At 54.0% G+C, this 13,216-nt stretch carries 9 protein-coding genes; 5 read left to right on the top strand and 4 right to left on the bottom strand.

Features of this window, described 5'->3' with window-relative positions:
- The 5 genes from EQU24_RS21755 to EQU24_RS21775 all read left to right on the top strand — a co-directional run bounded on the left by EQU24_RS21755 (position 1) and on the right by EQU24_RS21775 (position 6,173).
- Positions 1–477, top strand: a complete 477-nt coding sequence (locus EQU24_RS21755) for a hypothetical protein (RefSeq protein WP_017841550.1) — start codon at positions 1–3, stop codon at positions 475–477.
- Positions 478–846: 369 nt separating this feature from the next.
- Positions 847–2,037, top strand: coding sequence for a N(2)-acetyl-L-2,4-diaminobutanoate deacetylase DoeB2 (gene doeB2, locus EQU24_RS21760; RefSeq protein WP_017841549.1), 1,191 nt, complete (start codon positions 847–849; stop codon positions 2,035–2,037).
- 89 nt (positions 2,038–2,126) lie between these two features.
- Complete coding sequence (locus EQU24_RS21765) at positions 2,127–3,404, top strand: aspartate aminotransferase family protein (protein ID WP_017841548.1); 1,278 nt, start codon at positions 2,127–2,129, stop codon at positions 3,402–3,404.
- Complete coding sequence (gene doeA, locus EQU24_RS21770; RefSeq protein WP_017841547.1) at positions 3,401–4,576, top strand: ectoine hydrolase; 1,176 nt, start codon at positions 3,401–3,403, stop codon at positions 4,574–4,576. Before EQU24_RS21765 ends, doeA begins: the two co-directional genes overlap by 4 nt.
- Before the next feature lie 235 nt (positions 4,577–4,811).
- Positions 4,812–6,173: an NAD-dependent succinate-semialdehyde dehydrogenase gene (locus tag EQU24_RS21775; protein ID WP_017841546.1), complete on the top strand. Its 1,362-nt coding sequence runs from the start codon at positions 4,812–4,814 to the stop codon at positions 6,171–6,173.
- Positions 6,174–6,793: 620 nt separating this feature from the next.
- On the opposite strand, the gene EQU24_RS21780 is transcribed toward EQU24_RS21775, so the two are convergent.
- The 4 genes from EQU24_RS21780 to EQU24_RS21795 are packed head-to-tail and all read right to left on the bottom strand — an operon-like array spanning position 6,794 to position 13,214.
- Positions 6,794–7,687, bottom strand: coding sequence for a DUF7281 domain-containing protein (locus tag EQU24_RS21780; RefSeq protein ID WP_017841545.1), 894 nt, complete (start codon positions 7,685–7,687; stop codon positions 6,794–6,796).
- A gap of 4 nt (positions 7,688–7,691) precedes the next feature.
- Positions 7,692–8,918, bottom strand: a complete 1,227-nt coding sequence (locus EQU24_RS21785; RefSeq protein WP_017841544.1) for a hypothetical protein — start codon at positions 8,916–8,918, stop codon at positions 7,692–7,694.
- Complete coding sequence (locus tag EQU24_RS21790) at positions 8,915–9,547, bottom strand: condensin complex protein MksE (protein ID WP_017841543.1); 633 nt, start codon at positions 9,545–9,547, stop codon at positions 8,915–8,917. The genes EQU24_RS21785 and EQU24_RS21790 overlap by 4 nt, the downstream gene beginning before the upstream one ends.
- Positions 9,540–13,214, bottom strand: a complete 3,675-nt coding sequence (locus tag EQU24_RS21795; RefSeq protein ID WP_017841542.1) for an ATP-binding protein — start codon at positions 13,212–13,214, stop codon at positions 9,540–9,542. Before EQU24_RS21795 ends, EQU24_RS21790 begins: the two co-directional genes overlap by 8 nt.
- Positions 13,215–13,216 lie beyond the last annotated feature (2 nt).

Below are 13,216 nucleotides of genomic sequence, written 5' to 3' on the forward strand. Positions count from 1 at the left end.
ATGATTCTCATTACTATTAAAACAAAGTTCATTCTAACAACGCTTTCCTTTTTTGGAAACCATCATAAAAAGCCGCATATGAATGTTTTAAAATTAAATCCATTATCGCTACCTATTGAATTGGTAATCAAACAAATACCGACATTGCTGTGTTCGCAAATAGCACAAAGCCGTTGGTTGCTTACAAAAATGTCGGCATTTCGTTTACGACACCAAAACTCCTCTTTAGCGTCGAACAACTTAACGCAAGAAACGCCGCAAGTCTGCGACAAGCCATGCACGATACGCATCGAGATCGATCCGGAAAAAATTCAGTTCCTTTTAGCAACTCGGCAACTATGTGCAGCTGATTTTCACTGCCTCGACCAAGCATCCCATCGTTGTATTCGCGAACTGTGTTTACAAACCTACCTGCGACCACTTGTTAATAGCAAAGTTTCCGGCATAGATACGCCAAAGCCTGATAGAAGCAATTAAAGACCACAACTCGTTTATGCAACTTTCGGCCAACAATGTCATATTCATAGAAGGAAAACAGGAAGTCCATAGACATTACCATGCGAAATTCAATACTGAAAAGTCTTAACATAGACCCCATCTAAATGCTTGTTTGCATTAAGCCTTAATTTTACAGACCCTGCTTTTCCTTCCCATTTATATCTCCCAAACGACTTATTTTTTAGCCTTTCTTTTTGTTCTGATTAGTCAAAAAGGGTATGGTGTGACCTATAGTCCATTCAGGCTACCTATGACCGACCTGTGAAAAAGCCTGCTGTTTTCTTGTTTAGGTAATAGCAATCTTTAGCGTAGTAAGCAATCCGGAAGCCCAAACAGGAGTATTGAAATATGGCCATACACTGGGAACAGCTGATTCAAAATGCCGTGGCATTTCGCCATACCCTGCATCAGAAACCTGAACTTAGCTGGCAGGAGCAAGAAACCGCGCAGCGAATTCGCAATGAACTTTCCCGTTTAGGCATCGCTTGGCAAGTCTGTGCCGACACCGGTACGGTGGCACGATTGGCACATAACAAAAACGGCCGCCATATCGCCTTACGGGCCGATATCGACGCACTTCCTATCCATGAAAGCAGTGGTATGGCTTGGTCCTCGCAAACGGCAGGATGCATGCACGCCTGCGGACATGACGGCCACACGGCCACGCTGATCGCGGCCGCACACTGGCTCAAAACTCACGAAGACAGCTTGCCGGGTCCGGTAAGTCTGTTGTTTCAACCGGCCGAAGAAGGCGGTCATGGCGCCAAACGCATGATCGAAGACGGCGCACTCGAAGGCGTCGACGTCATATACGGATGGCACAATTGGCCGGCGATACCGTTCGGTCAGGCAGTCTGTCCCGACGGGACGGTCATGGCGGGTAACGGCACCTTCGAAATCGTTGTTCAAGGCCAAGGCGGACATGCCAGTCAACCGGAAGCCTGTCGAGACCCTGTACTTGCGGCGGCAGCTATAGTCATTGCCCTGCAACAGACGCTATCGCGCCGGCTGCCGCCTCAGGAAGCCGCCGTGCTGAGTGTCACCTCGATCGAAGCCTCCAGCTCGCCTACCGTGATTCCCGACAAGGCCTTGATCGGCGGCAGCTTCCGCATCGCCCACGAATTGACACGCGACCGATTGACGCAATGCATTCAGGACATTTCAACGGCCACCGCCGCGGCTTATGAGGTCGATTGCCACGTTACGGTCTTTCCAAGATATGGAGCGACGATCAATCACCCCGAACCCGCGGCTTTTTATCGCCGGGCATTGCTGCAGGAATTAGGCAGCGACGGACTCAGCCAAAATACGCCGCTTCCAATCATGGCCTCTGAGGATTTCCATTATTACCTGAATGCGATTACGGGAGCTTTCGCTTTAATCGGCACCGATGACGGCATTGCAGCACATCAACGCTCCTGCCATAGCCCCGAATACGATTTCAATGACAAATTGATCGATCGAGTCGCTCGCATTTATGCCCGTTTGGCCGGTGCGCCCTTGCCGGATGAGATTAACTCGCTTCGCGCTCGAACCTAACTCAAGCAAAAGCGTTATCCGGCAACGATATCGCCGGATAAGCATTAACCGGGCGACTTGCCGCCCCGCCAACTATAAGGAGAGTAATCATGAAAGTCTTTGAACAATGGGAATCCGAAATTCGCGGCTATTGCCGCGTATATCCGACCGTTTTCAAATCGGCTTCCAATGCCCGTCAAGTGGATGAGTCAGGAAGATCCTATATCGACTTCTTCGCAGGCGCCGGTGTACTCAATTTCGGCCACAACAACCCGTTTATGAAAAAAGCCTTGATCGATTTTATCGAGGCGGATGGCGTAGCGCACAGTCTGGATACCTACACCACGGCGAAACGCGATTTTATCGAAGCCTTTGCCAATAGCGTGCTAAAACCGCGAAACATGAATTACAAAATGCAATTCATGGGACCGACCGGCACTAATGCGGTCGAAACCGCGCTGAAATTGGCGCGCAAGGTCACCGGACGCCGTACGATCATTGCATTCAATCACGGCTTTCACGGCATGACGTTGGGCTCGCTGGCCTGCACGGCAAACCAATATTTCCGTAATGCCGCTGGCGTACCCTTGGAATATGTCCGTCATGAACCCTTCGGCTGCGAAAAGCCCTGCATCGGTTGTCAATTAGGCTGCGGCTTGGAATCTCTTGAACAATTGCGCGCGCAATTCTCCGATTCGTCGAGCGGCCTGGAACCGCCGGCGGCGTTTTTAGTCGAACCGATTCAAGCCGAAGGCGGCATCAATGTGGCCAGTCGGGAATGGTTACACGCCGTGCAAAAACTGGCGCACGATCTGGGCGCGCTATTGATTTTTGACGACATCCAGGCCGGTTGCGGGCGCACCGGTCAATATTTCAGTTTTGACGGCATGGATTTGGAGCCGGACATTATCACGTTAGCCAAAGGCATCGGCGGCTTCGGCACGCCGCTGGCGATGAATTTAGTCAAGCCGGAACACGACCAGCATTGGCAACCCGGCGAACATACCGGCACGTTTCGAGGCCAAGGCTTCTCGTTCGTCGCCGGCAAAGTGGCGCTGTCCTATTTCAACGATGATGCATTGATGAACGATGTCAAGCTGAAAGGCGCTAAGATGCAGCAGCATCTCGAAGACTTGACGGAGCGCTTCGGGCAAGGGCGGTTTCAAGTGCGCGGCAAAGGTATGCTGCAAGGGTTGGACATCGCCGATGGCGCCTTGGCGAAAAACATCGTTAATCTTTGCTTCGAACGCGGGCTGCTTCTCAGCGCCTGCGGAACGGGCGGCAAAGTCATCAAAATGATTCCGCCGCTTACGATTCCGGAAGCCGATCTGCTCGAAGGTTTAACGATTTTCTCGGGCGTCTTAGCGGATGCTTTGGAGGCCTTATGATTGTACGCGACGACATGACATTTCCGTTCGCGGAATACCAACGCCGAATCGACGAACTGCGTGGGCGGATGCAAAAACGGCTGCTTGACGCTATCGTAATCAGCGATCCGGAAAACCTGATGTATCTAACCGACTATCAAACGACCGGATATTCGTTTTTTCAGGCCCTGGTCATCCCGCTCGACAACGAGCCGTTCATGATCACTCGAAAACTCGAAGAATCCAATGTTTATGCGCGGACTTGGGTGGAAATCACACGACCTTATCCCGATACCGGCGACGCGATTCAAATGCTCGTGGAATCGCTTCGAGAATTCGGTTTGAATGGCAAACATATCGGTTATGAACGCAATAGCTACTTCTTTCCGGCCTATCATCAAGACTCGATTCACACAACCTTCACCGACGGGCGCTTACTGGATTGCTTCGGCATCGTCGAACAAGGGCGCATCACCAAATCTCCGGTGGAAATCGAAATCATGCGCAAGGCCGCGCATGCGACCGAAGCCGGCATGAAAGCCGGGTTCGAGGCTTGCGTGGCCGGTGCGACCGAAAACGAAATCGGAGCCGCGATCAGTGCAGGCATGTTTCAAGCGGGCGGCGAGACTCCCGCAGTAATGCCTTATGTCACTAGTGGTCCACGTACGATGATCGGCCATGCTACTTGGGAAGGACGCGTCGTGCAGCCTGGCGAACATGTCTTTCTCGAAGTCGGCGGCTGCTACCGGCGCTACCATACCGCGATGATGCGCACCGTCGTTCTGGGCGATATGACGGATACATTCTATAAGGCTCAGGAAAAAATGAAATTGGCGCTGCAACGGCTGAAAGAAATCATGCGCCCCGGCCTGACGGTTTCGGACGCCGATAACCTGGTGCGCGCGATCATCACCGACAATGACATAGGCGGCAGCCTGATCACGCGTTCGGGCTATTCAATCGGCATCGCGTTTCCGCCGAGCTGGGACGAAGGTTACATCATCAGCTTAAAGCAAGGTATTTCGACGGTGCTGGAAGAAGGCATGACATTTCACATCATCCCGTGGATGTGGGGCGTCGAGGGCGATAAAACTATGGGCATATCGGACACGCTTTACGTGACCGAAAATGGCTGCGAATCCTTTTTCACGCTGGATAAGGATTTTGTGGTGAAACCCGAATACGGGGCTTAGGCAAGGAGGGTTACTCAATGGCTACCACGCTCCAGAAACTGTGAAAGTATTCAAGATTATGAATTAACCATGAAGAACATGAAGAATTAGATTGTTGACTTTATAGGCTTTTTCTTCATGTTCTTCATGGTGAATAAATTTTTTATGATGTATTCACTAACTTACGGCCTCAACAGCGTGGGAGCGATGAATAATGATATTCCTAATTTAGCTTATTCAACGGAGAACGAAACTAATGAGCATACAAGTTATTAATCCATCCAACGGCGAATCATTGGGCATAAGCCCGGAACTCGACGCCGCCGCTCGCGATGCTGCGCTCGATCGCGCGCAAACAGCCTATGCCGATTGGAAAAAACAATCCTTTGCGCAACGCGCGCAAGTGTTACGTAACATCGCTCAGCGTTTACGCGACGATGTAGAATCCTTGGCGCCACTGATGACTCTGGAAATGGGCAAACCGATCAAGGAGGCTCGTGCCGAAGTAATGAAGGCAGCGCTCTGCGCCGACCATTACGCCGAACATGGCGAGGCATACCTTGCCTCGGATACATTGGCATCGGACGCCAGTCTTAGCTATGTGCAATATCTGCCTTTGGGCGTTGTACTGGGAATTTTGCCGTGGAACGCACCCATTTGGCTGGCTTTTCGCTTTTGCGCCCCAGCGTTGATGGCCGGCAACACCTGTCTGATGAAGCACGACCCGCATGTTCCGGCCTGCGCCGAAGCAATAGCACGGATTTTTGAGCAAGCCGGCGCACCAACGGGACTATTGCAAAATCTGCCCTTGTCGAACGCCGATGTCGAAGCGGTTATTCGCGACCCGCGCGTGCAAGCCGTCTCGTTGACCGGTTCGGATAGAGCCGGCAGTTTTGTAGCCGCTATCGCCGGTGCTGAAATCAAACCAGTCGTCCTGGAATTAGGCGGTTCCGACCCCTGCATCGTACTGTCCGATGCCGATCTGGACAAAGCCGCCGATGTGATTACGCTGTCGCGCATCATCAATGCCGGCCAATCTTGTATCGCCGCCAAACGCATCATTGTCGAAGCCGGCATTCATGATGAACTCGTGACACGGCTTGAAGAACGTTTAAGTAAGCTGAAACTGGGCGACCCGAATGAGGAAAGCACAGACATCGGCCCCTTGGCGCGAGAAGACTTGCGACTAAACCTGCATCGTCAGGTTCAAGAAACGATTGCCGCCGGCGCACAATGCCGACTCGGCGGAAAAATACCGGACGGGCCGGGCTATTTTTATCCGGTCACCTTACTGACCGGTGTCACGAACGAAATGACCGCCGCGCGAGAAGAAACTTTCGGCCCGGTCGCCGTCGTTATCAAGGCTGAAGATCAAGACGAAGCAGTGCGCATAGCCAACGACAGTCGATATGGTCTAGCCGCCAGCATCTGGACGGAACGGTCGCGAGGCGAAGCGCTGGCTCGGCAATTGGAAACCGGTCAAGTCGCGGTCAACGGCATCGTCAAAACCGACCCCAGATTACCAAGCGGCGGCGTCAAGCGCTCAGGAGTCGGCCGCGAACTGGGGCCGCACGGCATGCACGAATTTGTCAACGCGCAGCAAGTTTGGCTGGGTTAAGATTCTTGGAGTTTGTCGTTCGTGCTTTTACAAATTCTGACCTGATTAGTGAGTTTCTTCAGCTAAAGCCGAAAGATCAGCATATCCCTAGCAGGACGGGGATCGCAAGCCATGCGCGTCAAGCTAAAAACGGCCAACCCACATCTCGCTCTTTCCCAAGCTCCAGCTCTCATCGTTATACATAAGTCAAAAATTACCCTTTTGCAATCTTAACCAATGAGACCTCGATACCATTTATTGTCACTTAACATTAGCGGATCACCTAACGCTAGACGAACCGCGTAGGGTACGCTGTGCGTACCATGGTAACCTCGCGATATTCATGTGCCGACCGAACCGTCAGGGCACGGCTTTGGTACGCGCAGCGTACAATTTATGTATAACGATGAGAGCTCCAGCTTGGGAAAGACACCCTGGAAGCTCCAGCTTCCTGAACAGGTTACCCAAGCTAGAGCTTGGGTAACAGCATATCGCGGATTTGGTAAATGGCAGCGTTCTCGCAACCGTACCAGCACTCAAACAAAGCGATGGGTTTCCGCTTCGCTACTACCCATCCTACGGCGCTAGGGTCCGCGATGAGTACCCTACGCCTGGCGTTACGTTCGTATCAAGGCCTTCCGCTAGCGTATCGGCAATAAGCCCAACTCGATTTTGTGGCTGTACATGTGCTCTTGCCGGCAACTGCTGCGTTCGTTTTGCAGACACGCGATTAAGGCACTCATCGGCTCGGACAGCGCACCGGCTCCGGAAAGGCGTTTCAGATAAGTCATCGACCTCGACTGAAGATAATAGCCATCGCTATTTCCTACTTCTTGTTTTTTCAACCAAGTTTGCCAAGATTCCGGCACCGGCCCGAGCCAGTAATTAGCATGCGGCATCGTCAATGCAATTTCCAAACCTTTCGGATCCATATCGCTGAATACGACGACGGTTTTGTTCGCACCGAAACGGTCGACAAAAGCGCGGCAGACATCGATTTTCGAACCGGTTTTCGGGTCGCCTCGATAAACCCAGAGAGCCCGCCGAACCGATTGCGGCATCTCGAATGCGTGACACAGCGACATGACAGGCAGGTTCTCGACCACCACAAGCACATCGTGCTCGACCGTTACGATGCCGGAACTCGGACAAAACACGCCAGCCGCCATGATCGAAGCAGGCTGCAGCGTGATTCGTCCACCGTTGATGCAGAGCGCGCCATCGGGACTGTTCAGCAGCAAATAATCTTCGCTGACCGGTTTCCCTGCCAGTTTTTCGTTCGCGTGATGTTTAGCGACTGTCAGCCTGTCGTCCGGCAGGCGTTCGCCCAAGGGATCGAAGCCGGTTTCCTCGCGAACCCGCCGGCGTAGTTCGAGCTTGTCCTGCGCGGTGAAGACCAGCCTGCCTTTATTCAAATGACCGCACCGATAACGTTCGATCACTTCGCGGACCAACGCACTGGCGTGACGAGTCGTGTTTCGGTCCGGCCCGCTTGCGACGAGTTCGCTGATCCAGTTGAACAGTTTCCGGTTCATTCATTTACACCCTGCGTAAAGAAATCTCGTGAATCACTTGATTGCCGTTGAAATCGGACAGATTTTCACCCTGCATCTCCAGCGCGACGACGCTTCTCATGCGCTGCGGCAGGCAGCAATATTGCGCGAACACCATGTCCAGCCACAATTCGGCCTTGATTTCGAGCCCTTCGCCTTGCCAATACTGAAGCGCCGACGTGCTGCGGCCTTGCCGCTCGAGCGCCGATGCGAATAGGTTTTCGATATGGCTCTCGTAAAGGTCTCGATGATATTCGATACGCTCCGGCATCTGCGTGTCGAGCGGCGCCGAGGCATTGTCCCGGGACGGCGGCGCGAGCGGTTTGGTTTGCCGTCTCAATTCCTGCACGATCTCGACGAGATCGGCTTGCAGGACCGGATTGGCCGTGTCGATGCCGGGCGACAAATTCAGGCCGGAACCGCGTCTAAGCAGTTCCGGAGCGGCCGCCTCGATGCTCCAATCCAACGGTTCCCATTCCGGATGCTGCCTCAGAAATTGAGCCATCGCGCGGGTTCGGTTCGCGGTCTGTTCCTGCAGCCGCAGCGTGAACAGCAAGGTCTTCATGCGGGCGACGATGCTGGTCAGCCGCTCGACAATGCTCTTGTATTGATCGATGAAACGGATGATCTTGCGGCTCAGCTCGGGCGGAATCGCTGCCCAGCTTAGCCAGTCGTAGCAATCGTTCAAGTCGACTTGGTTGAGTTCCTGCACCAGGCGCTGCGCATAAGCCAACGCGCGCCGGTTTTGCCGGATCTTACTGTTCAGCGACGAGACGAAGCCGAACTGGCTCGTGATCGCCGCGAACATGACGGATAGGCTCGTTTCCAGCGATTCGATCGCCTCGTATAGCGTGTCGTCGATCTGTTCCAGATGATAGCGCGCCTCGTCCTGTTCGTTTCGCTCGAGCGCGCGCCGATAGTCCTCGATGTCTTCTTCGACGGTCAATATCATCTTGCCCAGATCGATCGCCTGCTGGTAGCGCTGATTGCGCAGCAGCAAGCGATCGATCAGGCGTTTGACGTCGCCGGTCAGGCGGTATTCGTCGCTGACGTCGGCGGTACGTAAGATACCGGCCTTTTTCAGACTGTCGATCGCGGTGCGGTTGTCGTCGTCGACGAAGACCGTTCCGTCGATATAGGTCTGCGCCAGTAACCGGTCGGCGCCGGCCAGCTTGCGGATCAAGCCGGCGATCTGTTCTCGGTCGAAACTCATAGAAACAATTCCTGCTGCTCGACATCTTCGGCATTGGCCGCGTGCTTGTCCAACTCCAACGCCTCGGCGTCGTTCAGAAACGCGATGATGCGGTGCAGATAATCGATCTTGCCGGTCGCAAGATAAAGCGAGCCCTGCGGATTCGGCTTGACCAGATAGCCGCTCTGCTCCAGTTTTTGCAAGACCCACGACAACTGTTCGGAGATCGCAGTCTTGCTGGTCTTGAACAGCGTCAATTGGGTCAGCCGGTTCAATTGCTCGGACAGCGACGGCTCGTGCTCAATCGCGTTCAAAAGCTGCGTCATACGAATTTCGTCGCGCGCCCGTATCGGCATGTCCTGCCCGAGCGCGGTCATGACCATGTCCATCCATTCGACGACCGGGCGCAATTGCGAACGGACTTCGGCGAAGGCTTCGCGGATGGGGCCGCGGTTGCTGTCGTCGACGACCGTGTAGGCGGCATAATAGACCTCGCCGTCCAACGACAACAAGGTTCTGTCCAACGGTTTAAGGAACGCGTCGATCTTGTCCGCATTGGCCGGCTGCGACAAATAATCGTAGGCATCGGGATAGGCGGTCGGGCAAATGAAATGACCGCTCAACAGCGCTTCGGCGACCTGCTTAAACATCGGCGTTCTCCCGTTGCATCGCATTCAACAACTGATCGAGCTTGCTGGCCGGTAGTTCGACCTCATGCAGTCTCTGCTTGTTCAGCAGATAGCGCCGGCTGAACAGGGCGAGCACATGCCGGTCGGCAGTCGGCGTCGCCGATAGAATCTGTATGTTCTGTTTCGCGAGCAGATTCATCATCGCCTCGATGTTCTCGGGCGCCAAATCGCCCAGCTCATCGATCGGCCAACAGACGACAGTCGGATTCTGCTTGCGCAGCATCGCCGTCACGCCGGTGAAAAACGTGATCAAGGCCAGATAGGACAGTCCGGTGGAACTGACGTCCTTCAGCTCCTTCGCGTTACGGGCGTGCTTGAGCTGGCCGTTCTCGTAGATGCTGAACTCGATGTCGAACAGCGACAAATGCTTGATCTTGAAACCTGACGATGGCAGCAGCGCGGTCAGCTCGTTCATTGCCTGAATCAGCTCGTCGGGGATGTCCCGATGGCCGATCAATTTGGCGTTGTCGCGGTATTGACTGTAATTGTCGCCGAATTTTTTCAGCGCCTGCCAATATTCCAGATCGCTCATCTTCGAGCGGACGTTGACGGTGATCTCGCCCAGCGCTACGAAATACTGTTCTTCGCTGATGTATTTGGACAGCTCCGAGCCGGTGTGCTTGATCGCGCGGTCGAAGTTGTAGAGATGCTGATAAAAGGCATTGACACCGGTCGCATGCAGTTCGATCTGTTGCGCAGTGGCTTGCCTGACGTGTTCGACCATTTGCAGCACATCGATCAACGGCTGTTCGATCTCCAAGGCCTCGTTCTGAAAAAACGGCCCGCTATTCCCCGGCGCGGCCAGCGCCTGTTGCCAGGCTTCGGCCAACTGGCTGCGGTGATGTTTGCCGAACAATTGCACGAGAATCTGCTTGCCGCTGTGGATCGCATGCTCCTGACGCTTGCGATCCTTGACCGTCTCCTGGGTTAGACGCGGCAGCGTGTCGGCCGCGTATGCATGCAGCTCTTCCGCATAGGTCGGCGGACTGCTTTTCAACAGCTCCATGCATCGCTCCAGTTGATTCAACAAACCGAGACGCTTTTTCAATTGATCCTGTTGTGCAGCGATCTGTTGATTCAGCTGCGCCCGGCGGCGCTTGAACTCCTGCTTGAGCTGCTCGATCGCATCGTTCAGCTGCCGGCTTTTACTCTCGCAATCGCCGCGCCGACGACACAGTTCGGGATGTTCCTGCCAGCGTTGCTGCAACCACGTCTGGTATTCTTCATGCTTGCGCTGGAAGTCTATCGCTTCTTTTTCAAGACGCTTCGCCTCATGGAGCTGTTCCGACAATTTCACGATCGTGTCGTCGGCGCCGCTGTCTTTCAACTCGCTGTTCAGTTGCTGCTGTATGCGGCGTTTCTCCTGTTCGAAGCGTTCGGTATCGGCGGCGATTTGTTCTCTGATCGTCGCAATCAGACGTTGGCCGTCCGACTCGATGACGCCTTTCCGGCCCAGATGTTCGTCATGCAATGCATGCATCGCCTGTTCGTGTTCCGCCTCAATCGCGGCGATGGTTTTATTACTGCCTTCGATGTCGGAAGACAAGCGCTGCATGTTCAATTCGATGTCGCGGCGCGCTTTTTCGGTTTCGACCTTGATCCGGTCCGCCAGCGCATTCGCCTCGTCTTGCAGATGCGCTTCGTTCTTTTCGACGCGCTTGATCCGTTGCTGCACCTTGTCGAGCTCGGCCTTGGCCTGCTCGCGTTGCGTGTTCGCGGCATTCAGACTCGCATCGAGACCTTCGCTTTCGACGCCGAGCGCGTTCAGGTTGTCGAACAGATTTTTTTCTTCCTGCTCCAGACGCAATTTGTCGGCGGTCAAATAGCTTCGTTCGGCCAATGTGTCGAGCGCAATCCGCAGTCCGTAGAAGTCGTCGCCGCCGTTTTCATTCCACTGCGGATCGAGGCCGCTATGATCGAGCAGTTCCGGCGCGATCACGCGGCCGATGGTGTTTTGCCAGCCTTCGACTTCATTGTCGAGATAATGCTGCAGCGTGCCGGGTTCCGGTCTCAGGCGTTTCAGGCACTGCGCATGGCGCTCGCGCAGATTTCTGAGTTCGGTATTTTTGTCCTTGAGCTTTTGTTCGATCTGCCGGAATTGATCGAGCTTGCTCTGGTAGTCATTTTGCGCGTCATGCCGTGCCTGATAGGCGAGCCGGTTTTCCTTGACGGCCGCTTCGAGCGCCTGCCGGTTTTTGACTTGCTGTTCGGCCAAAGCTTCCGGAATCGGCGGATTCCTCAATCGGCTCTTTTCGACTTCGAATTCGGTCAGCCATTGTGATTTTTGCTCCTTGACCGGGTGCAACCGGCTTTCCTTTGCCTGCCGCAATTCTTCCTTGCGTTGCTGAAACGCCTCATCGGTCTCGCGCAGGCTCTTCTCTTGTGCGAACTGCGCTTCTGCGCATTGCCTCTCGAAAGTCTGGGTCTGGCTGTCGTGAGTGTGCCGTAATTCGTCGAGTTGTTTCTCGTAGTAAGCCTTGATTTCCTGAGTCTTGCTTTCCAGCGCTTCGATCTCGCCCTTGATTTTCACCTGTCTTTCGACATGCTGTTCGAGTAGCGAAGCTCTGAACGCAAAGCTTTCGGCATCCTGCCGTTCATATTCGAGTTTCTGCGTTTCGAGCGCGTCGATCTGATAATTCAGTTCTTTCAGCCGCTCGTTACATTCGATCAGCGTGTCGGTTTTCGGATCCAACTGGCTATCGTGTTCCTGCTGCAATCGGTCGCGCTGTTCGTTAAGTTCGCTCAGGCTTTGTTCGAGCGCGTCTTTTTCCTTCAGGCCGGTTTTATGACTGTCGAGCGCGAGCGCGTGAATATGCGATAGGGTCTTGAGCGTTTCCTTGTACTCGCCTATCGTCTGCAACAATTCGTCGAAATCGCCGCGCTTGGCCTCGATTTCCCTCGCTGCAGTCAAGTCGGACAACCACGCGTCAATGTGCTGTTTGTTCAGTTGAAAGGGCTGCTGATCGTCTTCGTTCTGCAGGAAGGTCTGGCTGAGTTTGTTGCGCGAGATATCGATCAGCATTTGTTTGATCACGTCGAAATCGCCGATTTTTTCGATGACCGAACCGATGACCTTCTCGATATGCGTCATCGGCGCGAAACCCATCGCAAAGCGTTGTTGCAGCGGACGCAACCAGCGCTTGCCGCTACTGACCTGATGGCACTGGATGATGCTGCAATAATCGTCGACCGCGACGAAACGGGAAGCCTCGGCGTTCAGCGTCTTGTAGAGGCGTTCGATGCTGTGGCTGTCGCGCGGCAGACCGTTCTCGCCGATATAAAAATCCTGCCGATAAGGGGCGTCGATGAACTTGTATTTGGCACCGCGCCCGTCGCTCTGCACCATGACATGACAGACCTGACCGTGCGGACGTTGATACTCGTAGACCAGACAACTGCTGCCGCGCGGCAGGTAATAATCCAGAAACCCTTTCTTACTGCCACTGCCGCCGACGATATTGCTCGGCCGCTCGCCCCAGAACAACTGCATCAAACGCAGAAATGTAGTCTTGCCGGCGCCGTTCGTGCCGCTCAGATTGGTGTGACCATCCAGCTTCAGCAAAACGGACTTGCCGGGCCAAAAGCTGTCGATCAGAATAATTTTTTGCAGTCGAAAACTATCAGACATCT

This window comes from Methylotuvimicrobium buryatense (assembly GCF_005931095.1).
In the GTDB taxonomy this organism is placed as follows: Bacteria; Pseudomonadota; Gammaproteobacteria; order Methylococcales; family Methylomonadaceae; genus Methylotuvimicrobium; species Methylotuvimicrobium buryatense.

Bases quoted from the DNA above. Each gene is read 5' to 3' on its own strand.
- EQU24_RS21755 (WP_017841550.1), top strand. From the start codon at position 1: ATGATTCTCATTACTATTAAAACAAAGTTCATTCTAACAACGCTTTCC.
- doeB2 (WP_017841549.1), top strand. From the start codon at position 847: ATGGCCATACACTGGGAACAGCTGATTCAAAATGCCGTGGCATTTCGC.
- EQU24_RS21765 (WP_017841548.1), top strand. From the start codon at position 2,127: ATGAAAGTCTTTGAACAATGGGAATCCGAAATTCGCGGCTATTGCCGC.
- doeA (WP_017841547.1), top strand. From the start codon at position 3,401: ATGATTGTACGCGACGACATGACATTTCCGTTCGCGGAATACCAACGC.
- EQU24_RS21775 (WP_017841546.1), top strand. From the start codon at position 4,812: ATGAGCATACAAGTTATTAATCCATCCAACGGCGAATCATTGGGCATA.
- EQU24_RS21780 (WP_017841545.1), bottom strand. From the start codon at position 7,687: ATGAACCGGAAACTGTTCAACTGGATCAGCGAACTCGTCGCAAGCGGG.
- EQU24_RS21785 (WP_017841544.1), bottom strand. From the start codon at position 8,918: ATGAGTTTCGACCGAGAACAGATCGCCGGCTTGATCCGCAAGCTGGCC.
- EQU24_RS21790 (WP_017841543.1), bottom strand. From the start codon at position 9,547: ATGTTTAAGCAGGTCGCCGAAGCGCTGTTGAGCGGTCATTTCATTTGC.
- EQU24_RS21795 (WP_017841542.1), bottom strand. From the start codon at position 13,214: ATGTCTGATAGTTTTCGACTGCAAAAAATTATTCTGATCGACAGCTTT.